The sequence below is a fragment of the Blautia sp. AF19-10LB genome, assembly GCF_003461245.1.
In the GTDB taxonomy this organism is placed as follows: domain Bacteria; phylum Bacillota; class Clostridia; order Lachnospirales; family Lachnospiraceae; genus Blautia_A; species Blautia_A intestinihominis.
The window spans coordinates 54,063-76,278 of sequence record NZ_QTWS01000002.1 but is presented as its reverse complement, the minus strand read 5'-3'; the positions used below and the strand labels follow the sequence as shown (position 1 = coordinate 76,278).

Annotated in this window: 19 protein-coding genes; 18 read left to right on the top strand and 1 reads right to left on the bottom strand. The window is 45.4% G+C overall.

Features of this window, described 5'->3' with window-relative positions:
* The first annotated feature begins 24 nt into the window (after nucleotides 1–24).
* The 5 genes from DWX28_RS02195 to DWX28_RS02175 are packed head-to-tail and all read left to right on the top strand — an operon-like array spanning nucleotide 25 to nucleotide 4,299.
* Entirely contained in the window at nucleotides 25–1,659 is a 1,635-nt protein-coding gene (locus DWX28_RS02195; protein WP_227221940.1) for a ribonuclease J, read from the top strand.
* Between the two features lie 9 nt (nucleotides 1,660–1,668).
* Entirely contained in the window at nucleotides 1,669–2,007 is a 339-nt protein-coding gene (locus DWX28_RS02190; protein WP_118251554.1) for a YlbF family regulator, read from the top strand.
* A 15-nt stretch (nucleotides 2,008–2,022) separates the two neighbouring features.
* Entirely contained in the window at nucleotides 2,023–2,424 is a 402-nt protein-coding gene (locus tag DWX28_RS02185; RefSeq protein ID WP_022213526.1) for an endolytic transglycosylase MltG, read from the top strand.
* The gene (locus tag DWX28_RS02180) at nucleotides 2,421–3,086 is read left to right on the top strand and encodes an O-methyltransferase (RefSeq protein ID WP_118251552.1); all 666 of its coding nucleotides are present in this window, start codon (nucleotides 2,421–2,423) and stop codon (nucleotides 3,084–3,086) included. The genes DWX28_RS02185 and DWX28_RS02180 overlap by 4 nt, the downstream gene beginning before the upstream one ends.
* Nucleotides 3,073–4,299, top strand: a complete 1,227-nt coding sequence (locus DWX28_RS02175) for a peptidase U32 family protein (protein WP_118251550.1) — start codon at nucleotides 3,073–3,075, stop codon at nucleotides 4,297–4,299. The genes DWX28_RS02180 and DWX28_RS02175 overlap by 14 nt, the downstream gene beginning before the upstream one ends.
* Nucleotides 4,300–4,483: 184 nt before the next feature.
* Here the strand turns inward: DWX28_RS02175 and sigK are convergent, their stop codons facing one another.
* Nucleotides 4,484–5,110, bottom strand: coding sequence for an RNA polymerase sporulation sigma factor SigK (gene sigK / locus DWX28_RS02170; protein WP_118251547.1), 627 nt, complete (start codon nucleotides 5,108–5,110; stop codon nucleotides 4,484–4,486).
* A 397-nt stretch (nucleotides 5,111–5,507) separates the two neighbouring features.
* Between sigK and DWX28_RS02165 the strand changes: the two genes are divergently transcribed.
* The 13 genes from DWX28_RS02165 to DWX28_RS02105 all read left to right on the top strand — a co-directional run bounded on the left by DWX28_RS02165 (nucleotide 5,508) and on the right by DWX28_RS02105 (nucleotide 22,215).
* Nucleotides 5,508–6,551: a D-ribose ABC transporter substrate-binding protein gene (locus DWX28_RS02165; protein ID WP_118251545.1), complete on the top strand. Its 1,044-nt coding sequence runs from the start codon at nucleotides 5,508–5,510 to the stop codon at nucleotides 6,549–6,551.
* A 98-nt stretch (nucleotides 6,552–6,649) separates the two neighbouring features.
* On the top strand, nucleotides 6,650–7,291 hold the full coding sequence (locus DWX28_RS02160; protein ID WP_118251544.1) for a DUF2291 domain-containing protein: 642 nt from the start codon (nucleotides 6,650–6,652) through the stop codon (nucleotides 7,289–7,291).
* Between the two features lie 11 nt (nucleotides 7,292–7,302).
* Entirely contained in the window at nucleotides 7,303–8,847 is a 1,545-nt protein-coding gene (locus DWX28_RS02155; RefSeq protein WP_118251542.1) for a sugar ABC transporter ATP-binding protein, read from the top strand.
* 20 nt (nucleotides 8,848–8,867) lie between these two features.
* Nucleotides 8,868–9,920 (top strand): ABC transporter permease, encoded by a 1,053-nt coding sequence (locus tag DWX28_RS02150; RefSeq protein ID WP_118251540.1) that lies wholly within the window; start codon nucleotides 8,868–8,870, stop codon nucleotides 9,918–9,920.
* A 23-nt stretch (nucleotides 9,921–9,943) separates the two neighbouring features.
* Nucleotides 9,944–10,345 carry a D-ribose pyranase gene (gene rbsD, locus DWX28_RS02145; RefSeq protein WP_022213518.1) on the top strand — a complete coding sequence of 134 codons (402 nt, stop codon included), beginning with the start codon at nucleotides 9,944–9,946 and terminating at the stop codon, nucleotides 10,343–10,345.
* Nucleotides 10,346–10,363: 18 nt separating this feature from the next.
* The gene (locus DWX28_RS02140) at nucleotides 10,364–11,248 is read left to right on the top strand and encodes a ribokinase (RefSeq protein ID WP_022213517.1); all 885 of its coding nucleotides are present in this window, start codon (nucleotides 10,364–10,366) and stop codon (nucleotides 11,246–11,248) included.
* 76 nt (nucleotides 11,249–11,324) lie between these two features.
* On the top strand, nucleotides 11,325–12,329 hold the full coding sequence (locus DWX28_RS02135) for a substrate-binding domain-containing protein (protein ID WP_022213516.1): 1,005 nt from the start codon (nucleotides 11,325–11,327) through the stop codon (nucleotides 12,327–12,329).
* Between the two features lie 295 nt (nucleotides 12,330–12,624).
* Complete coding sequence (locus DWX28_RS02130; RefSeq protein ID WP_022213515.1) at nucleotides 12,625–14,025, top strand: L-fucose/L-arabinose isomerase family protein; 1,401 nt, start codon at nucleotides 12,625–12,627, stop codon at nucleotides 14,023–14,025.
* A gap of 7 nt (nucleotides 14,026–14,032) precedes the next feature.
* Entirely contained in the window at nucleotides 14,033–14,866 is an 834-nt protein-coding gene (locus tag DWX28_RS02125) for a transketolase (RefSeq protein WP_118251735.1), read from the top strand.
* On the top strand, nucleotides 14,859–15,791 hold the full coding sequence (locus tag DWX28_RS02120) for a transketolase family protein (protein WP_022213513.1): 933 nt from the start codon (nucleotides 14,859–14,861) through the stop codon (nucleotides 15,789–15,791). The genes DWX28_RS02125 and DWX28_RS02120 overlap by 8 nt, the downstream gene beginning before the upstream one ends.
* Before the next feature lies 1 nt (nucleotide 15,792).
* A complete protein-coding gene (glpK, locus tag DWX28_RS02115; RefSeq protein ID WP_118251538.1) occupies nucleotides 15,793–17,274 on the top strand; it encodes a glycerol kinase GlpK in 1,482 nt (493 codons plus the stop codon).
* A gap of 148 nt (nucleotides 17,275–17,422) precedes the next feature.
* Nucleotides 17,423–20,968 carry a DUF5717 family protein gene (locus tag DWX28_RS19775; protein WP_227221920.1) on the top strand — a complete coding sequence of 1,182 codons (3,546 nt, stop codon included), beginning with the start codon at nucleotides 17,423–17,425 and terminating at the stop codon, nucleotides 20,966–20,968.
* Nucleotides 20,965–22,215: a DUF5716 family protein gene (locus DWX28_RS02105; RefSeq protein ID WP_022213510.1), complete on the top strand. Its 1,251-nt coding sequence runs from the start codon at nucleotides 20,965–20,967 to the stop codon at nucleotides 22,213–22,215. Before DWX28_RS19775 ends, DWX28_RS02105 begins: the two co-directional genes overlap by 4 nt.
* Nucleotide 22,216 lies beyond the last annotated feature (1 nt).

The window sequence follows — 22,216 nt, the reverse complement described above, 5'->3', positions numbered from 1 at the left end:
CGCAAGAGTGCTTCCAAACTCAAGATCATTCCGTTAGGCGGATTGGAGCAGATCGGAATGAACATCACCGCTTTTGAGTACGGTGACAGCATTGTGGTCGTAGACTGCGGTCTTTCCTTCCCGGAGGATGACATGCTCGGAATCGACCTTGTTATCCCGGATGTGACCTACCTTAAAGAAAATATTTCCAAGGTCAAGGGATTTGTGATCACACATGGACATGAGGACCATATCGGAGCCCTTCCTTATGTACTCAAGGAAGTTAATGTCCCGATCTATTCCACCAAACTGACACTGGGGCTGATCACAAACAAACTCAAAGAACACAATCTGGTGCGTTCCACCAAGCTCAAGGAAGTAAAACACGGACAGGTCATCAACCTCGGTGATTTTGCGATCGAATTTATCAAGACAAACCACAGTATCCAGGATGCATCTGCCCTGGCAATCTATTCTCCGGCAGGAATTGTAGTCCATACAGGAGACTTTAAGGTTGACTATACACCGGTATTCGGAGATGCGATCGACCTGCAGCGTTTTGCTGAGATCGGCAAGAAGGGTGTCCTTGCCCTGATGTGCGACAGTACCAATGCAGAACGTCCGGGCTTCACAATGTCTGAGCGTACAGTTGGTAAAGTGTTTGACAGCCTTTTTAACGAACACAGAAGCGCAAGGATCATCATCGCGACATTTGCATCTAATGTAGACCGTGTACAGCAGATCATCAATACAGCATACCGCTTCGGACGTAAGGTAGCCGTAGAGGGACGCAGTATGGTCAATATCATTTCAGTAGCGTCTGAACTTGGCTATTTACGTATCCCGGAGAATACACTGATCGAGATCGACCAGGTCAAGAATTACCCGGATGATAAGGTAGTCCTGATCACGACAGGAAGCCAGGGTGAGTCCATGGCGGCTCTTTCCCGTATGGCTGCAAATATCCACAAGAAGATCACGATCAAGCCAAATGATACGATCATTTTCAGTTCCAACCCGATCCCTGGAAATGAGAAGGCAGTATCCAAGGTTATCAACGAGCTCTCCATGAAGGGTGCGAAGGTTATCTTCCAGGATGTCCACGTTTCCGGACATGCCTGCCAGGAAGAGATCAAACTGATCTATTCCCTTGTCAAACCGAGATATGCGATCCCGGTCCATGGAGAATATCGTCATCTGACAGCGCAGAAGCATGTTGTAGAGGATCTTGGGATCCCGAAAGAAAATATCTTTATCCTGGCATCCGGGAATGTTCTGGAGATGGATGAATACAGCGCAGAGGTGACAGGTTCCGTACACACAGGAGCGATCCTTGTCGACGGACTTGGTGTTGGTGATGTCGGAAACATCGTACTTCGTGACCGTCAGCATCTGGCTGAGGATGGAATCATGATCGTAGTCATGACACTGGAACGTCACAGCAATGTGGTTCTTGCAGGACCGGATATCGTGTCCAGAGGATTTGTCTATGTAAGGGAATCCGAGGATCTTATGGAACATGCCAAGGAAGTTGTGGAATCCGCACTGGATTCCTGCCTGGAACGAAATATCACCGACTGGGGCAAGATCAAGAATGTAGTAAAGGATGCACTCAGCGAGTTCCTCTGGAAACGTACCAAGAGAAGCCCGATGATTCTTCCGATCATCATGGAGGCATAAACAATACAGATGGAAACAGTAAACAGGAATATTCATGCGCTTCTGAATTCGATCCAGAAGTGCCAGGTATACAAAGATTTCAAGAAACAGGAAGCAATTCTGAACAAAAATCCGGAACTGGCGCAGAGAGTACAGCATTTTCGTGCTGAGAACTTCAAACTTCAGAATGAGGGAGATCCGGAGAATATCCTGGCAAAAGCAGAACAGCTTGCCAGAGAATCCGAGGAACTCCGCAGCTTTCCGGAAGTAAATGCCTATCTGGATGCAGAGCTTACTCTGTGCAGGATGATGCAGAAAATCTGCAGGACACTGACAGACGGCATAGAGATGAATATTCCCCGGATCTAAGAAAGGAGAACCAATATGGGAGACACGAGAGACCGGATGGGGGCGGCCGGCGTAGCAGTGGCAGGAGGATTTTTTAAGATCGCACTGTATGTCTGCGTGGCAGTTCTGATCATCTGGATCGGTAAGGTCACATATCAGTTCGGCTATGACATTTTTAACCAGCATGCGATGAGCCCAGGAGAAGGGCAGGAAGTAACGGTTGTCATCAAGGAAGATGCGACCAGTTATGACATTGCGAAGACTCTCAAGAGCAAGGGCCTGATCGATAATGCGCTGGTGTTTGTGGTCCAGGAGAAACTGTCTAACTACAGTGGCAAGATGAGACCGGGAACCTACCTTCTCAGCACTGCCTATACACCGAACAGGATCATGGGAATCCTGGCAGGGGATGCAGAGCAGGAGGGAGTTACTTCGTGATCGTAGAGGAGAGAATGCGTGCATATATCAATTCTCTCGATATGGGCAATACACCATTTCTTGAAGAACTGGAACGTTTTGCCCTGGAGAATGAAGTTCCGATCATACGTAAAGAAATGCAGAGTTTCATGAAGGTACTGCTTGCGGTCAAACGGCCGATGCAGGTTTTGGAGGTGGGGACAGCCGTTGGCTTCTCCACACTTCTTATGTGTGAGTACGGACAGCCGGATATGCATATCACAACGATAGAAAACTATGAAAAGAGAATTCCCATCGCAAGAGAAAATTTCCGCAAAGCCGGAAAGGAACACAGGATCACTTTTCTGACAGGAGATGCAGGTGAGATCCTTCCGACGCTTTTGGGACGATATGACCTGATTTTTATGGACGCAGCCAAGGGACAGTATATTCGCTGGCTTCCAGATGTGGTACGTCTGCTTGCACCGGGAGGGATCCTTCTGTCGGATAACGTGCTTCAGGAGGGCGAACTGATCGAATCCCATTATCTGGTAGAGCGTAGAAACCGCACGATCTACAAAAGGATGCGGGAATATCTCTATGAACTGAAACACCATCCACAGCTTCTTACCAGCATCGTGCCGCTGGGGGACGGGATTTCACTTAGTGTAAAACAGGAAAGAGGAAATTATGAGAAAAATTGAATTACTGGTGCCGGCGAGCAGCCTTGAGGTCCTCAAGATCGCAGTCATCTTCGGCGCAGATGCAGTATATATCGGCGGTGAAGCCTTCGGTCTCCGCGCCAAAGCCAAGAACTTTTCCCATGAAGATATGGCAGAGGGGATCGCTTTTGCCCATGAGCATGGAGTGAAAGTTTATGTCACAGTGAATATTCTTGCACACAATGGAGACCTTCCGGGAGTCAGAGAATATCTTCAGGAACTCAAGGAATTAAAACCGGATGCACTTATCATCGCAGACCCGGGAATCTTTACCTATGCGCGTGAGATCTGCCCGGAGATCGAGTGCCATATCAGTACACAGGCAAACAATACAAACTATGAAACCTACAGATTCTGGTACCGCCTTGGAGCGAAGCGTGTTGTAACAGCGCGTGAGCTTTCCCTCAAGGAGATCCAGGAGATCCGTGCAAATATCCCGGATGACATGGAGATTGAAACTTTTGTTCACGGTGCCATGTGCATTTCCTATTCCGGACGCTGCCTGCTCAGCAACTATCTGGTAGGAAGAGATGCCAACCAGGGAGCCTGTACACATCCATGCCGATGGAAATATTCCATCGTTGAGGAGAAACGCCCAGGCGAGTACATGCCAGTCTTTGAGAACGAGAGAGGAACCTACATCTTTAACTCCAAGGATCTGTGCATGGTAGAACACATGGATGATGTCCTGAACAGCGGTATCGACAGCCTCAAGATCGAGGGACGTATGAAAACAGCCCTCTACGTAGCGACTGTTGCAAGAACCTACCGCAAGGCGATTGACGATTATCTGGAATCACCGGAGAAATACAAGGCAAACATGTCCTGGTATCAGGAGCAGATCTCAAACTGCACCTACCGTCAGTTTACGACAGGATTCTTCTACGGCAAGCCAGATGAGAATACGCAGATCTATGATAATAATACCTATGTTAAGGAATATACTTATCTTGGATATGCAGAGGAAGTTGATGAAAACGGCTTCGCACATATCACCCAGAGAAATAAATTTACTGTAGGTGAGACCATCGAGATCATGAAACCAGATGGCAGAAATATCGAAGCTACGGTGAAGGCGATCTATGATGAAGATGGAAATTCCGTCGAGAGCGCACCGCATCCGCAACAGAAACTCGCGGTGGATCTTGGAGTTGAAATTGAGAAATATGATCTCTTGAGAAGATCTGAAGCATAGGAGATTTTGAAGCTTTCAAACTGTAGAGTAAGCCCATGGCAAATGCTGTGGGCTTATTCTATGTTCTGAATTATGCGTCGATGCATCGGAACTGGAAGTTAGCATATTTTCCGATGTGGAAATCTGTTATGAATGTTGTTTTGTGCTTCGTTTATCTGAGCGGCTGTGAATGAGCTTTGTGTTATTATCTGTAGTTGAACAATTTCTTTAGCTTCTCCAACGCATTCTTCTCAATTCTAGACACATACGACCGGCTGATCCCGAGCTGTGTGGCAATCTCCCTCTGCGTCTGCTCCTTAATCCCAAACAACCCATATCTTAAACAAATAACCTGATATTCCTTCTCAGAAAGCGCATCTTTCAGAATAGAGATCAGAAACCGGATATCCTCCTGCGTAGAATATTCCTCCACGATATCTACCGGCGGGCTTTCGATAATATCCAGCAGGCTGATCTCATTCCCTTCTTTATCCGTCCCGATCGGTTCGTACAGGGAAATCTCCCTGGAATGTTTTTTCTTAGAGCGAAACATCATCAGAAGTTCGTTATCAATACAGCGTGCGGCATAGGTAGAAAGCCTTGCGCAGCGTGTGTGGTCAAAAGTAGAGATCGCTTTGATAAGTCCGATCGTTCCTATAGAGATCAGGTCTTCGAGGTCTTCCCCGGAGTTCTGATATTTTTTTGCAATGTGGGCGACCAGGCGGAGATTTCGTTCGATAAGAATGTTTTTTGCATCCAGATCCCCCTCCTGACAGCGGTGAAGATATATTTTTTCCTGAGCGGAAGTCAAAGGTTTCGAAAAAGTCTTCAAATATCCACCTCGAAAGGGGTGTTCCTTATAGTTTATGTCTGAGACAGGTTCTGCGTGCTTTTCCAAAAAAATAATATAGAAGATTTGAAGGCAGGGTAAAAAGAAAAATGTCCTGTAAAAATATTATGAATGTTTACATAAACGTTTATATACAAAACAACAAAAAAGATGCTGAAATTCAATTTGAACGTCAAAAACTATATGCATAATATACAAAAAACTAGAAAATAACTCGTTAATTTTGACGAAAAAGAGAACTTTACTAAAGAAAATATAAAAATACTATTGAAATATTTACATTATCGTTTAAAATATAAAACATCAACAGGGACACAGAATCCCAACGACAGAAGCGAATGTGTCTGTCAGAACAATTAAAAAACAGGAGGGTTTTAAAATGAAAAAAAGATTACTGGTGGCATTATTAGGAGCAGCAATGGCAGTTTCTGCAATGGGAAGTGTAAGCGTTATGGCTGCAGAGAGTGAAGAGGCGCTTCCAGGCGGCGGCTCCAATATTATTTATGTTATCACACCATCCGTTTCCAACCCGGCATTCAAAACAGAAGCAGACATCGCAACAAAGACAGCAGAAGATCTCGGCTATGAAGTAAAAGCTGCATCACACGATGACGACCCGACAAAGCAGACAGAATTATTTGACAGTGCAATTGCTGATAAAGCAGCAGCAATCATCTGTGACAATGCTGGTGCAGATGCAACCATCGAAGCGGTAAAGAAAGCAAAAGATGCAGGAATCCCGACATTCCTGATCGACCGTGAGATCAATGAAGATGGTGCAGCAATCTCTCAGATCGTAGCTAACAACTATCAGGGTGCAAAAGCAATCGCAGAAGTATGGGTTGAGGCTATGGGAGAAGAAGGAAAATATGCAGAGCTTCTTGGAAAAGAATCTGATACAAACGCAGGTGTTCGTTCCTCAGCATTCCATGAAGTGATCGATCAGTACCCGGATCTCGAAATGGTAGCACAGCAGACAGCAAACTGGGAGAAGACAGAAGCCTTCGATAAGACAGAAGCAATCCTTCAGGCAAACCCGGATCTTGATGGAATCATCTGCGGCAACGACACCATGCTGGAAGGTGCAGCGGCAGCATGTGAGGCAGCTGGCTTGAGCATTCCGATCATCGGTGTGGATGGCTCTGATGAAGCAGCTGCTCTGATCAGAGATGGCAAGGCAACCGGTACAGCGCTTCAGCAGTTTGCTCTGATGGCACAGATGGCAGTTGAGCAGGCAGATACTTACCTGAAAGATGGAAGCACTGGACTTGATGAGAAACAGCTTGTTGACTGTGTTGCGATCACAAAAGACAATGTCGCAAATCTGAAAACCTTCGTATATACAGAGGACGGAGCAGACACAGCTGATGCAGAGACACCAGAAGAGACAACAGAGGAAACAACAGAAGAAGCAGCAGAATAATCCGCTGGAATGAAAAGTCTGATTTAGTAAAAAGGGGACAGGAAAGCGAGGCTTGCTTTCCTGTCTTTCAGTAAAGGAATGTTTAAAGGAGCGCGGTTATGAGAAAACGAGTGTTAGCAGTGGGACTGGCAGCAGTTATGATGTCTACAGCCATGACTGGATGCGTGAAAGTAATAAAGATTGGTCAGGAAGCGGAATATACAGGAAAGACAGAGTTTAATGCAGGTGACGATGTGGCAGGAATCTGGGAATCAAAAGCTCTCCCGGATCTTGAAGGAAAAGCAGTGGATCTTGCAGAATTTCTTACAGAAGCAAATGGAGATGTAAAATCTCTGGTTGATAAATATGGAAAATATTCTATGGGAACCAGCGGTGAGATTAATTATGTTGTAAAGGGAACCGGCACAGTTACAGAAGTAAATCAGGAAAAGAAAGCAGGATATATGAATGTTAAACTGGATGGCTATGATGGACCGGAAGAAATTTCTATCCAGATCGGTTCTGTTTATAAGGGATCTTCTATCCGTGATTCGCTGGATGTGATCAAGTTTGGCGATTACACCAACCAGCAGGATTGGGCAGCTGTTTCTCAGAGTATCAATAAATTGATTGATGAAGAAGTGGTACAGAAAGCAGATCCGGCATCATTGGATGGCAAAACCATTTCATTCACAGGCTGTTTCACGGCAAATGACAATGAAAAAATATTGATCACTCCGGTTGAACTGGAAGCAAAATAGGAGGGACGGTTATGGGTTATACATGTCCGGAGCATGTGTTTCTGCATGCGGACCATATCAGCAAAATTTATCCTGGAACAAAAGCCCTGGATGACGTTTCTTTTGACCTGCTCAGGGGAAAGGTAAACGTTCTGATCGGTGAGAATGGTGCAGGTAAATCCACATTGATGAAAATGATCGCCGGGATCGAGCATCCCAGTGAGGGAAAAATGTATATTGGTGATCAGGAAGTTTCTTTTAAGGATACGACGGAAGCAAGAAAACATGGAATTGGTATTATTCATCAGGAACTGAGTCTTTTTCCGAACCTGAATGTTTATCAGAACATCTTCATGGCGAGAGAAAAAACAGTTGGAAAGATTAAACTCGATAATAAATCACATGTTGAGGCAACCCAAAAAATTCTCAAAAGACTGGAGCATGAAATAGATCCGAATACACAGGTAGGAGAACTTCGTGTAGGCCAGCAGCAGATGATCGAGATTGCCAGAAACCTGGTTGCAGATGATCTTAAGGTTCTTATTATGGATGAGCCGACGTCTTCTCTGAGCCAGCAGGAGGTACAGGTCCTTTTTAAGATTATGAGAGAGCTGACAGCTCAGGGTATTTCTATTGTATATATCTCTCATCGTCTGGAGGAGATTATGCAGATCGGAGACCATATTACAATTCTTCGAGATGGAAAATATGTTTCTGATGCAGAAGTAAAAGATATTGATGTGCCCTGGATCGTTCATGAAATGACGGGTGGCGCGAAATCTTATCCGAAGAGAGAATCCAAGATAGACTGGTCAAAGACAGAAAAGGTTCTGGAAGTAAAGGATCTCTGCCTTCCAAAAGCCGGCGGCGGATATCTGGTGGATCATGTGAATTTTGATCTTCACAAAGGTGAAATCCTTGGAATCTATGGTCTGATGGGTGCGGGCCGAAGTGAAATTTTTGAGTGCCTGATGGGAATGCATCCGGAACATACCGGAGAAGTGTTCCTGGAGGGAGAGAAGCTGGATATCAAGTCTATTTCCGGACAGATTGACAAGGGATTTGCACTGATTCCGGAGGACAGACAGGCACAGGGACTTGTGCAGACGATGGACATCGAGAAAAACTGTTCCCTTTCTGCGATGAAGCGTTATAAGAAGGCTGGAATTTTCCTTGATAAGACAAAAGAAGGACAGAAAGTAGACGAACAGATCAAGGATATCCATATCAAAGTAGCGGATAAACATCTGCCGATCCTGTCACTGTCAGGCGGTAATCAGCAGAAGGTTGTTATCGGAAAAGGCATTCTTACAGAGCCTAAGATCCTTCTGATGGATGAGCCGAGCCGTGGTATTGATATCGGAGCAAAAACAGAAGTATTTGATATTATTAATCAGTATGCAGAGAGAGGATTGTCTATCATTGTTGTCTCCTCGGAACTTCAGGAGATCGTATCCATTGCAGACCGCGTTCTGGTTCTGTCAAATGGACTGAAGACAGGTGAGTTCAGCGGTGATGAGATTCAGGAGGATACTCTTGTACTGGCATCCTATAAAGGACATCATGCACAGAAATAGTGAAAAGGAGAATTTTTGATATGGCAGCAGATAATAAAAAATCAAACAACGCTTTGGCAATGACATTGCTGAAGGGCAGAACCTTCATTGTTCTGATCATCCTGATGATTTTCTTCAGCATTACAGCAAATAACTTCCTTACAGTAGGATCTCTTCTGACGGTAGCAAAACACGTTGCTCTCTATGGGATCCTGGCAATTGGTATGACTTATGTTATCATTACCGGTGGAATCGACCTTTCTGTTGGTTCTGTGGCAGGTCTTGCAGGAATGATTGCCGGTGGTCTGATCCAGGAAGGTCTGACTCTGGAGTTTGCAGGTGTGACTATTTATTTCAGTATTCCACTGGTAGTTCTGATCACAGTTCTTCTGGGAGCATTTATTGGAGCTCTCAACGGTGTTGTGATCACCAAATTTAATGTAGCACCATTTATTGCAACCCTCGGTTCTATGTACATCTGTCGTGGTCTTGCAAATATCCGTTCCAATGGTGCTACATTCTCTGACCTTGCAGGATATGAAGGACTTGGAAATACAGGGTTTGAAGTGTTTGGACGTAACTTTGCAGGAACTATGATTCCGACAGGCGTTATTATCCTGATTATCGTGGCAGTGATTGCCGGGCTGATTCTTAAGAAAACTCCGTTTGGCTGGCACGTACAGGCGATCGGTGGTAATGAAAGGGCATCTAAGCTTTCCGGTATCAAGGTTGACCGCGTAAAAATCTGGGTATATGCATTCTCAGGCCTCTGCTCAGCGATCGTTGGTATTATCGCGACATCCCAGCTTGTTTCTGCAACACCAAAAACAGGTGAATCCTGGGAAATGAATGCGATCGCAGCTTCTGTTCTTGGGGGAACCTCCATGGCAGGTGGTGTCGGAAGCATCGGAGGAACCATTGTCGGTGCGTTTGTAATCGGTGTTATCAATGATGGTATGACTATGTGCGGTGTTACAGAGTTCTGGCAGAAGATCATCCGTGGTCTTGTAATCATTATCGCAGTTATCATTGACCAGTTCCAGAGAAATCTTCAGGCTAAGATGGCACTTCAGGCACGTAACGAAAACAAATAATATCTGAAAACAGGGTGATTTTTATGAAAAAAAGAGGAATTATCAATGCACAGCTTGCGGGTCTGATCGCAGGACTGGGACATAAGGATACCTTTATGATCGGGGACGGCGGAATGCCAATCCCCAAAGGCGTGGAGATTGTTGATCTTGCACTGTGCGGCGGTGTGCCGACATTTCGCCAGGTGATGGACGCGATTCTTGACGAAGCAGAAATTGAGCAGTATACTATAGCTAACGAGATTGAAGAGAAAAATCCGGAACTTCTTGCTTATATCAGAGAAAAGCTTCCGAATGCAGAGTGGAATATGGTTCCTCACACGGAATTAAAGGAAATGTCTCGAAATGTGAAGTTTGCCGTGCGTACAGGTGAATTCACACCATATCCAAATATTATTCTGAGAGCGGGAGTTGCTTTTCCGGCATAAGAAATAAGGAGTACAGATATGAAAGTATTGAATTTTGGTTCATTGAACCTTGATTATGTATATCAGGTAGAAAGTATCCTGATTCCGGGGGAAACACAGGCTTCCAGAAATCGTCAGACTTTCTGCGGAGGCAAGGGCCTGAATCAGTCGATTGCTCTTGCGAAGGCAGGAATTCCGGTTTATCATGCCGGAATGATCGGGGATGACGGAGAGATGCTTCTGGAAACATGCAGGGAAAATGGCGTGAATACAGAATTTATCCGCAAAATAGCAGGGCCATGCGGCCATACGGTGATTCAGGTGGATAAGGATGGGCAGAACTGCATTCTTCTGTATGGCGGAGCAAACCGTAGCATTACCCGCGAATTTGTGGATGAAGTCCTGAGCGCTTTTGATAAGGGCGATATTATCCTGCTTCAGAACGAGATAAATGAGTTGGATTATATTATCGATCGTGCATATGAAAAGGGAATGATGATCATTCTGAATCCATCCCCATACGATGATAAACTGAAAAACTGTGATATGTCAAAGGTAAGCCTGTTTCTTGTAAATGAGATAGAAGGATATCAGATTACAGGAGAGAGGGAACCGGAGAGGATCCTTGCAGCGGTCAAAGAGAAATATCCGTCTGCAAAGATTGTTCTGACACTTGGAGGCGATGGCTCTGTGTATCAGGATGAAACTGGGATTTATCATCAGGGAATCTTTAAGGTGAAGGCAGTAGATACGACGGCAGCAGGTGATACATTTACTGGATATTTTATTTCTTCTATCATAGATGGAATGCCGGTTAAGGAAGGACTTGAAATGGCGGCGAAAGCATCTGCGATCGCAGTTTCCCGGCCTGGTGCGACAGCATCCATACCGATGAAACGGGAAGTTCTGGACAGCAGACTGTAAGGCGCTTCTGCCTGCATAAGTGCTGTACGGAAATCGGCAGTAAAACTTTGGACAGACAGGAGTGGTAACGCGATATATGAAGGTAAGTATTCGGGATCTAAGTAAAATGACCGGATTTTCTCCGGCAACAATTTCAAATGCACTGAATCATAAAAAAGGTGTCAACAGAGAGACTGCGGAGGAGATTTTTCGTGTGGCAAGAGAGACGGGATATCTCAGTGCAAATGCTGTGACCAAAATCCGGCTTGTGATTTTTAAGAAGAATGGACAGATTTTGGAGGAGACTCCGTTTTTTCAGCAGATGATAGAGGGGATTGAGGAAGAATGCCATCGTCTGGGGTACGAGATGGTTATTTCTCACGTTGACCAGAGAAATCCAAATTATCAGAAGCAGGTGCGAGATCTTCTGGAAGAACAGGGGGTTGGAATTATCCTGCTTGGAACAGAGATGATGGATGGTGATCTGAGTCTATACAGGAATGCCTCGTGCCCGGTCCTTCTACTGGATCACTGGACGGAGAGCATGGATTTTAACTCTGTCCTGATCAATAATGCGGATGCTGCGAGAGCGATTACAGAGCATCTTCTGGATAACGGACACAGGGAAGTTGGATATCTGAGGGGAAATTACAGGATCAAGGCATTCCGGTCACGATTTATCGGCTTTCAGACAGCACTTAAGAAATATAAGGTTCCGTATAAAGAGGAATACACGGTAACAGTAGGTACTTATATGAGTACTGCCTGCCAGGATATGCTTGAATATCTTAAGAAAAAACCCAAGCTTCCGACCGCGTTTTTTGCGGATAATGATATTATCGCGCTTGGTGCGATGAAAGCTCTGCAGGAGATGGGTTATCGGATCCCGGAGGATATTTCCATTGTTGGATTTGATGATCTTACATTCAGTGAAATCTCTTCTCCTCCGCTGACGACCCTGCGTGTAGAGAAGCGTGAAATGGGTAAGATGGCGGTTCGCCGTCTGGTAGAACTGATCGATGGGATCGGTACCAGCACAGTTACCAAAATACAGGTGTGTCCGAAAATAATATATAGAAATACCGTAAAAAATATCAAATGATCAGCAGATGATCGTGGAGCAGCAGAATCAGGATGTGTAAATAAAAATATACATTCTGGTTCTTTTTTTATGCGAATTTTTATAAATGTTTATATAAACGTTTATAACATATTTAAGGATAAAATACTGAAAACAGCAGAATAACTGTGAAAAACATCCAAAAACAGGAAATAAAAATTGTATAACTTCCCGTTTTGAGTAAAAAAATATAATATTTTATTGAAAAATAATATGAACAGTTTATAATAATGTTTACAGAAAGAGAAACGCAAAAACACATTAAGGGGGAAATACCATGGACCATATTAAACTTGGATATGCACCGACAAGAAGAAGTATTTTCAGTGCACCAGATGCAGTAAAGTATCGTGGACTGACTGCAGACAGACTGAGAGAGCTTGGAATCGATTTTGTAGATATCACAGACATCAACGAGGAAGGACTTCTCTATGATGATGAAGGAATGTACAAGATCGCAGAGAAGTTCAAAAGAGAAAAAATTGACGGTCTGTTTCTTCCGCACTGCAACTTTGGTACTGAATTTGAATGTGCAAGACTTGCAAAGGAACTGGGAGTTCCGGTTCTTCTCTGGGGGCCGCTGGATGAGCGTCCGGATGAAAACGGTGTTCGTTTAAGAGATACTCAGTGTGGACTTTTTGCAACAGGTAAAGTACTCAGAAGATTCCGGGTACCGTTTACTTACATGACAAACTGTCGTCTGAACGATCCTGTTTTTGAACGTGGCCTGAGAGACTTCATGGCAGTCTGCAACGTAGTAAAGAAATTCAAAAACATCAGAATCCTTCAGATTTCCACAAGACCATATGAATTCTGGACCACCATGTGCAACGAAGGAGAACTTCTGGAGAAATTCAATATCCAGCTTACTCCGATCCCGATGCCGGAACTTACTGATGAAGTAAAGAAAGCAAAAGAAGAAGGAACGGAAGTTGCCAAAGTAATGGAATACTGCCGCCAGAACATGATCATTGACATCAAAGACAATGAACTTGAAAACGTGGCAGCCCTCAAGGTAGCAATGAAGAACCTGATCACAAAATACGGATGTCAGGCAGGAGCAATCCAGTGCTGGAACCAGCTGCAGTGTGAACTTGGAATCATGCCGTGCGCAGCGAATTCACTTCTGAACGAAGAAGGAATCCCGGTTGTCTGCGAAACTGACATTCACGGTGCAATCACCGCACTGATGGTAGAGGCAGCAGGGATGGGAGATACCAGAAGCTTCTTTGCAGACTGGACCATCCGCCATCCGGATATCGAAAATGGTGAGCTTCTGCAGCACTGCGGACCATGGCCGATCTCCGTGGCAAGAGAAACACCAAAGATCACCTATCCGCTGGCATTCAGTCATCCGGGTGCGATCACAGCTGAGGCAAAACATGGAGAGGTTACTCTGGCACGTTTCGACGGAGACAATGGAGAATATTCCCTCCTTCTTGGAAATGCCAAAGGCGTGGACGGACCAAAGGGAATGGGAACTTACCTCTGGGTAGAAGTAGAAAATATCAAACGACTGGAAGCCAAGATCGTAGAAGGACCTTACATCCATCACTGTGTGGGAATCCACAAGGATGTTGTTCCGGTACTGTATGAGGCATGTAAATATATCGGCATAAAACCGGATCTCTACGACCCGATCGAAGAAGATGTAAAAGCTTATTTAAGAGGAGAATGAGATGAATATGGAAAATCTGACAGCGTTATCCTATGATTTACGAAAAGATGTAATTGATATGATCTGTGCCGGAAAAGCCGGACACATCGGTGGTGATATGAGTGTTATGGATACTCTGGTAGCACTGTACTTTAATCAGATGAATGTAACACCGGACAATATGGATGATCCGAATCATGACCGTTTTGTTATGAGTAAAGGACATTCTGTGGAAGCTTTGTATGCAGTGCTTGCAAAGAAAGGCTTCTTCCCGATACAGGAAGTAATTGATACCTTCAGTAAATTCGGTTCCAAATTTATCGGACATCCGAACAATAAGCTTCCGGGAATCGAAATGAACTCCGGTTCTCTGGGACATGGACTTCCGGTAAGTGTTGGTATGGCACTTGCAGGAAAAATGAATGGTCTCACCTATCGTGTATACACCGTTATGGGTGATGGCGAGCTGGCAGAAGGTTCTGTCTGGGAAGGTGCAATGGCAGCCAGCCAGTACAAACTCGACAATCTCTGTGCAGTAGTCGACAGAAACCGTCTTCAGATCTCCGGAAATACAGAGGACGTTATGCATCAGGATGATCTTCACGAAAGATTCAGAAGCTTCGGATGGAACGTGATCGATGTAAAAGACGGCAACAATATCGACCAGTTAAATGCAGCGTTTGAGGAAGCAAAAACAGTCAAAGGAAAACCAACCGTACTGATCGCAAACACCATCAAGGGATGTGGATCTTCTGTCATGGAAGACAAGGCAGCATGGCATCATCATGTACCGAATGCAGAAGAATATGATCAGATCATGAAAGACCTGGAAGCAAGAAAGGAGGCTGCTCTCAATGAGTAAAATTGCCAATAAACAGATGATTTGTGAAGTGCTGATGGAAGCAGCAAAAACCGATAAAGATATCGTTGCACTGTGCAGCGATTCCAGAGGAAGCGGATCCTTTACCCCTTTTGCAGAAACTTATCCGGATCAGTTTGTAGAGACAGGTATTGCAGAGCAGAACCTTGTAAGTATCTCTGCCGGACTTGCAAAATGCGGCAAAAAATCCTATGCAGTATCACCGGCCTGCTTCCTTTCTACAAGAAGCTATGAACAGGCAAAGGTAGATGTTGCCTACTCCAATACCAACGTAAAACTCATCGGAATCAGCGGCGGTGTAAGCTACGGTGCACTGGGAATGAGCCATCATTCCGCACAGGATATCGCAGCAATGTCTGCAATTCCGAATATGAGAGTTTATATCCCAAGTGATCATCTTCAGACAAAAGAACTGACAAAAGCACTTCTCAAGGATGAAAAGCCAGCTTATATACGTGTTGGACGTAACGCAGTAGACCCTGTTTACGAAGAAGGAAATGTACCATTTGAGATGGATAAGGCAACAGTGATCTGTGAAGGAAGCGATGTTGCGATCATTGCCTGCGGCGAGATGGTAGGACCTGCAAAGGCAGCAGCAGAGCTTTTGAAAGAGCAGGGAATCAGTGCAGCTGTAGTAGATATGTACTGTATCAAGCCGCTTGATACAGCAGCGATCGTAAAGGCTGCTTCCAATGCAAAAGCAGTTCTTACTGTAGAGGAACATGCACCGTTCGGCGGACTTGGCTCCATGGTAAGCCAGGTAGTAGGAAGCGAGTGTCCGCGTAAGGTAGTCAATATGTCTCTCCCGGATGCACCGGTCATCACAGGAACATCCAGAGAAGTGTTTGATTATTATGGATTAAATGCAGAAGGCATTGCAAAAAAAGCAGCGGAACTGGTGAAATGATATGAATAAATATGTACTTGGGATCGATCAGAGTACACAGGGAACAAAGGGACTCCTTTTTGATGAAAAAGGAGCCCTTCTCTGCAGAGCTGATCTTCCACATAAACAATATATCGATGAACGTGGATGGGTTGAGCATGATCCGGAGGAGATTTATGCGAATACCCTCCAGGTTGTAAAAAATCTCATTGAAAAAGCAGGAATCGACAAAAAAGAGATCTCTGTACTTGGAATCAGCAATCAGAGAGAAACCGCTCTTGTATGGGACAAAAAAACCGGAAAGCCGGTATACAATGCTGTTGTGTGGCAGTGTGCAAGAGGAAGCGAGATCTGCAAAAAGATTGCAGCAGAGCATGAAAATGCAGAAGAACTGGTTCGCTCGCATACAGGGCTCCAGTTATCTCCATATTTTTCAGCGGCAAAGATCGCCTGGGTTCTCCAGAATGTGCCGGGAGCACAGGAAAAAGCAGACAGAGGCGAACTCTGCTGTGGAACGATCGACAGCTGGCTTGTCTATAAGCTGACTGGCGGAAGAGAATTCCGCACCGATTATTCCAATGCTTCCCGTACCCAGATGTTCCATATCGGAGAGCTTGCCTGGGATTCGGAAGTCTGCGGACTGTTTGGAATCCCGGTATCCTGCCTCGCAGAAGTGACGGATTCCGATGGCGAATACGGCACAACAGATTTTGGCGGCTATCTTGATGCACAGATCCCGATCCGCGGCGTTCTTGGAGATTCCCATGGAGCACTGTTCGGACAGGGCTGTATTGAGACAGGAATGATTAAGACCACTTATGGAACAGGTTCCTCCATTATGATGAACATCGGTAAGAAACCGGTCTACAGTAACCGCGTGGTAACTTCTCTTGCGTGGAAACTGGACGGAGAAGTAAACTATGTTCTGGAAGGAAATATCAATTATACAGGAGCTGTGATCACCTGGCTTAAGGATGATCTGAAGCTGATTGCCTCTCCGGGTGAGACAGAAGCACTGGCGTTTGAGGCGAATCCAAAAGACCATGCATATCTGGTTCCGGCGTTTACCGGACTTGGAGCACCTTACTGGGACAGCGAGGCAGAGGGAATTCTCACAGGAATGACCAGAACGACAAAAAGAGCTGAGATCGTCCGCGCCGGTCTGGACTGCATCGCATACCAGATTACCGACGTAGTAAAAGCCATGAGCGAGGAATCCGGCATTGCGATCGGAGAACTCCGCGTAGATGGCGGCCCGACCAGAAACAAATATCTGATGCAGTTCCAGAGCGATATCGCAGAGGTGTCCGTACAGGTTCCGTCCGCGGAAGAACTGTCCGGTATCGGAGCTGCTTATGCGGCCGGTATTGCAGTGGGAATCTATGACCGTGAAGAAGTTTTCAGTCAGATGAGCCGTACCAGATTTTCACCGAAGATGGATGCCGCAGAACGAGATCAAAAGTATCAGGGATGGAAAAAGGCTGTTGCGCAGGTTCTTCAGTAACAGCATCATATTCAGAACACAGAAAAAGACAGTCGTTATCGTAAAGATAACGGGCTGTCTTTTCTTGCGTATCAAACAGATGTAGTGTATAATATTGAATATGTGAGCCAAAAATACAATTTTTAGGGATAAATCAAGGTGAACCATATTGAAAAAACAGATTGAACAATTACTCAGTGGAAAATTCAAGTACGATCAGCCCCGGCTTCTTTTTTCAAAGGATAAGCTGTCCATCACCCTGGAGGCAGGAAAGACAGCACGGGGAGAGCTTTATCTTGGAACAGAGGACAATGACAAGATAAAGGGATACATAACTTCTTCCAACCGCAGACTTGTTCCGGGAAGCAGCCGCTTTTCGGGAACGACCGTCTGCCTTCCGTATGGTGCCGACGGGACAGGAATGCAGCCGGGCGAGGTATGTACAGGCTGGCTTTGTGTTACTTCAAGCATAGGAGAATACAAGATTCCATTCTCTATTGAAGCCAGACAGAACGAAGAACAGAACTTTCTCGAAGAAATAAAGGACATCGAAACATTCAAAAAGACCGCTGCAGAGGATTTCAAAACAGCCTATCATCTGTTTAAGAAACCGTCTTTTGCAGCAGTCATGGCAAAGGCAGACAAGAAACAGAAGGCACTGTATGCAGGCCTTTCTGCGACATCCTCCAACTATCAGAACCTGGAGGAATTTCTGATCGGTCTCGGAGAAAAAGATCCGGTCTCTGTTTCTCTCAAAACAACAGCAGCAGACTTTTTCGGACTCAGAGAATCCATACAGGAATCTTTTGATATTCACAAGACAGGGTGGGGATATCTCCGTCTGGAGATCGAATCGACCGTAGATTTCCTGGAGCCTGAGCGTCATGTGATCACTCAGGATGAATTCATCGGAAGCAGCTGCCGCATCAATTATGTAATACACGCAGAAAAACTCAAAAAAGGAAATCAGTTCGGAGAGATCATCGTAAAAAGCCCGTATCAGGAGCTTGTTTATCATGTGACAGCATCCAGGGGTGCGCGTATCCGCATTGATCTGAATACAGAAGAGAAACGCCGCAAGGCAGGACTGGTTCATGCCTATATTGATTACTGCGAAGAAAAAACCGACTTCAAGACCTGGGCGGAGAAATCTCACAGAATTCTGGAAAGACTTCATGAATCCGGAAATGAATATCCGGAGTACCGTCTGTTTGAGGCATATCTTGCTTATCTTGAGGACAACCAGAGTCTTGCAAAGGAAATTCTCAAAAACTGCCAGAGCAAGGAATTTACAAGGGATGAACTGGAGGAAGCAGGAACCTATCTGTATCTGTGTACCCTGGTAGGGCTTTACAGAGACAAGGGGCAGGCGCTCCAGAAGATTCAGAACTTTTTCCGGCAGAAGTCTGACAGTTTCCAGCTTCTCTGGATTCTTCTGCAGATGGATCCGACTTATCAGAATTCTCCTTCCATGGCACTTTTTATGATGGAGGAACTGTATGAGAAGGGATGTACCAGCCCGATTCTTTACCTGGAAGCATGGAACTGGATCAGCAGGGATATTTCCAACCTGCACAGACTTTCTCCGTTCTGGATGCAGGTATTCCACTATGCCGGCAGGAGAGGCTTCCTTACCGAGGAACTGGTGATGCGCCTGGCATACCTGTCCGGCTATGAGAAAAAATTCTACGGCTGTCTTTATAAGGCGCTGGCCGCAGGATATGACAGATTTCCGTCCGATGATGTACTGGAAGCGATCTGCAAATATGTGATGAAGGGAGATCCGCGCAAACCGCAGTATTTCCGCTGGTTTTCTCTTGCTGTTCAGAGAGGCCTGCGCATCACAAGACTTTACGAATATTATATGGAAACAATGGACATTTCCTATCGGAGACAGCTTCCAAAGCAGCTTCTGATGTATTTTGCCTATAATGACAATTCTCTGGGAGATGCACGCAAGGCGTATGTCTATGCCAGCGTGATCACTTATAAGGACAGAGACCCTCAGACCTACGAAAGCTACAAAGACACCATGAAACGTTTTGCAAAACGCAAGGTGGAGGATGGCCAGATCGATGAGAATTATGCAGTTCTGTATCAGGAATTCCTTCTGGAACCAATGGGTAGAGAAGATGCGGAAAAAATCGCAGAAAAACTGTTTACCAGCCGTCTTTACTGCGATGATCCAAAGGTGCGCGAGGTGATCGTCTGCCACAGTCAGCTGGCAGAGCAGGAGATCTACCCCTGTGTGAAGGGCGTTGCCTATCCGAGAATTTATACGGAAGATGCAGTTCTTCTGTTCCGTGATGAAAAACAGCGTTGTTATGCATCTACGGTACACTACAATCTCAAAAAACTTCTGGATGAATGCGATGCACTCGATGGAATCCTGAAACGTGGAGCGGAAGATACCGGTGCGCTCCTGCACTACTGCGAGAGACATGAACTGAACGCAGATAATCTTGAATATTTCCAGAAACTCGCAGAGACAGAAGCATGCACAGAGGAATACAGAAATTCTCTCAGGAAGCAGATCCTGGATTTTTATGCGGCACATGTGGACGGAGAGGATATGGACCGTTATTTGTACAAACTGGATTACCGCAGATATATGGAGGCAGACCGTAAAGTCCTTCTGGAAGTGCTGATCTCCCGAAGAATGTTCCGCCAGGCGATGAGCCTTGTAGAGGAATATGGCTATGAAGGCATCGAGCTCAGCAGTCTGCTCAAACTTACCAGCAGGATGATCCTCAAGAGTGACATGGCAGAGGACGATGAGCTTCTGGCACTCGCGTCAGAAGTATACCGCGAAGGCAAATACGATGAAGTTATTCTTCACTATCTGATGCTGTACCGCTTTGGACCGGTCGGAGAGCTGATCTCTATCTGGAAAAGTGCGCGTGGATTTGAGATGGACACTTATGATCTGGAAGAAAGAATTCTGGAGTTTCTGATCTTTACGTCAGATTACCGCAAGGAAGGCGAAGCTGTGCTGGAATCCTATGTGAACCAGTCCGGAAAGGAAAATCTGATCGGAGCTTATCTGACGCAGGTATCCTATGGCGTTTTTGTGAAAGAATATACCATGAGCCCGTTTGTACGGAGCAGACTGGAATACGCATATGCAAATAACTGGCCGCTGAACCTGATATGCCGTCTGGCACTTCTGCAGGAAATTTCCAGAGAAAAAAATCCGAAGCCGGAATACATCGGAATGGAGCAGAAGATTCTGGAAGAATGTGCGAAGCGGAATCTTGTATTTGGATTTTTCCGCAGGCTTTCTCCGGAACTTTTGAGCCCATATCAGCTGGATGACAAGACATTCGTAGAATGCCATGCACATCCGGGAGCTAGAGTCACCCTGTTTTATGCGCTGGATACGGGACTTGGAACAGAACTGGAATACAAATGCGAACCTTTAAGAGAAATCTATGAGGGAATTTTCGGAAGAACCTTTACTCTGTTTTATGGTGAAAATCTTCATTATTATTTCCAGATCGACAGAGAGCGCAGTACCAGAACAACGGCAGAGCGTGTACTCAACATGAAAAAGATCGAGGGAACTTCCGGAAGCAAGTACCAGCTTCTCAACCAGATGCTTTCTGACAGAAGACTGGACAAGAAGAAAGAAGTCAAAGAGGAACTCAAGAGTTATCTCCGCCAGGAACAATATGTAAAAGAGATGTTTACAATAGATAGGGAAAATGCAAAATGAACGAAACAAGAGATTTAATTATCGGGATCGATCTGAGAAATGAATATTCTCAGCTTTGCTACTATGACCGAAAAGCAGAAGAGCCGCGTTCCCTTCCGGTAAAAGTAGGCAGCAGCCAGTATGAAGTGCCGACCTGTCTGTGCAGGAGAGTCGAACAGAAGGATTACTGCATCGGCATTGAAGCAGAATATTTTGCAAGAGAAAAGGGCGGTTTTCTGGTAGAAGATCTTTGCGGGATCTCCAGAAGCCGCAAGACCGTTCAGGTAGCAGGAGAAGAAAAACAGCCATGGGAGATTCTGGCATATTTTCTGGAAGGTATGCTGAAACTGACGGGTGTGGCAGATATTAACAGAAACATCCGCTGTCTTACAGTCACCATGGAATCGCTGGACGACATACAGGTCGAAAACCTTCAGAAGGCAGGAGAACTGCTGGAGATTCCACGAAGCAGTTTCATCATTATGGATCATGAAGAAAGCTTCTATTATTATATCATGGCACAGAAAGCAGAAACCTGGAACCGGAGCGTGGGCTGGTACAATTTTGACAAAAATCATGTAACTTTCCGCAAGCTGGTCATGAATTCCGGAGCGAAGCCGGTTCTGGTAAAGCTGGAAGAAGCGGTGGAGACAGATCTCAATGATACAGATGATGAACAGAGAGACGCGGATTTTTATACTTTTATCAAGAATACTCTTGGAAGCGAATTATATTCAAGTATTCAGATCGATGGCAGCGGTTTTGACCAGGAATGGGCACAGAAATCCGTAAAACTTCTCTGCTATCAGAAAAGAAAGGTTTTCTACGGAAACAATCTTTTTGCCAGGGGTGCCTGTGCGGCCGGTGCAGAACGCTTTATCACGCATAAACTTAAAGATTACCGCTATCTGGGAAATTCTCTCGTCATGACAGATGTCGGAATGGATATGCGTGTCATGGGGGCACAGGCCAGCTATCCGCTGATCGAGGCAGGGCGCAACTGGTATGAATGCAGCGCAGAATGCGAGCTGATCCTGGATGGCACGGAAGAACTGGTATTTAATGCCACAGCAATGGGTGAAACCGAAAAGAGGCGGATCGGCATGCGCCTTCCGGGTCTTCCGAAACGTCCGAACAAGACCACCCGCCTGCATGTGAAACTTCAGTATATTTCACAGAAAGAGTGTGAGATCACAGTGACAGATCTTGGATTTGGAGAAATGTTCCCGTCAAGCGGCAAAGTATGGACAGAGATCACAAAATGGTAAG

What these genes read in the sequence shown, in the direction of transcription:
- DWX28_RS02190 (WP_118251554.1), top strand. Translation starts at nt 1,669, where the DNA reads ATGGAAACAGTAAACAGGAATATTCATGCGCTTCTGAATTCGATCCAG.
- DWX28_RS02185 (WP_022213526.1), top strand. Translation starts at nt 2,023, where the DNA reads ATGGGAGACACGAGAGACCGGATGGGGGCGGCCGGCGTAGCAGTGGCA.
- DWX28_RS02175 (WP_118251550.1), top strand. Translation starts at nt 3,073, where the DNA reads ATGAGAAAAATTGAATTACTGGTGCCGGCGAGCAGCCTTGAGGTCCTC.
- DWX28_RS02165 (WP_118251545.1), top strand. Translation starts at nt 5,508, where the DNA reads ATGAAAAAAAGATTACTGGTGGCATTATTAGGAGCAGCAATGGCAGTT.
- DWX28_RS02160 (WP_118251544.1), top strand. Translation starts at nt 6,650, where the DNA reads ATGAGAAAACGAGTGTTAGCAGTGGGACTGGCAGCAGTTATGATGTCT.
- DWX28_RS02155 (WP_118251542.1), top strand. Translation starts at nt 7,303, where the DNA reads ATGGGTTATACATGTCCGGAGCATGTGTTTCTGCATGCGGACCATATC.
- DWX28_RS02150 (WP_118251540.1), top strand. Translation starts at nt 8,868, where the DNA reads ATGGCAGCAGATAATAAAAAATCAAACAACGCTTTGGCAATGACATTG.
- rbsD (WP_022213518.1), top strand. Translation starts at nt 9,944, where the DNA reads ATGAAAAAAAGAGGAATTATCAATGCACAGCTTGCGGGTCTGATCGCA.
- DWX28_RS02140 (WP_022213517.1), top strand. Translation starts at nt 10,364, where the DNA reads ATGAAAGTATTGAATTTTGGTTCATTGAACCTTGATTATGTATATCAG.
- DWX28_RS02135 (WP_022213516.1), top strand. Translation starts at nt 11,325, where the DNA reads ATGAAGGTAAGTATTCGGGATCTAAGTAAAATGACCGGATTTTCTCCG.
- DWX28_RS02130 (WP_022213515.1), top strand. Translation starts at nt 12,625, where the DNA reads ATGGACCATATTAAACTTGGATATGCACCGACAAGAAGAAGTATTTTC.
- DWX28_RS02125 (WP_118251735.1), top strand. Translation starts at nt 14,033, where the DNA reads ATGGAAAATCTGACAGCGTTATCCTATGATTTACGAAAAGATGTAATT.
- DWX28_RS02120 (WP_022213513.1), top strand. Translation starts at nt 14,859, where the DNA reads ATGAGTAAAATTGCCAATAAACAGATGATTTGTGAAGTGCTGATGGAA.
- glpK (WP_118251538.1), top strand. Translation starts at nt 15,793, where the DNA reads ATGAATAAATATGTACTTGGGATCGATCAGAGTACACAGGGAACAAAG.
- DWX28_RS02105 (WP_022213510.1), top strand. Translation starts at nt 20,965, where the DNA reads ATGAACGAAACAAGAGATTTAATTATCGGGATCGATCTGAGAAATGAA.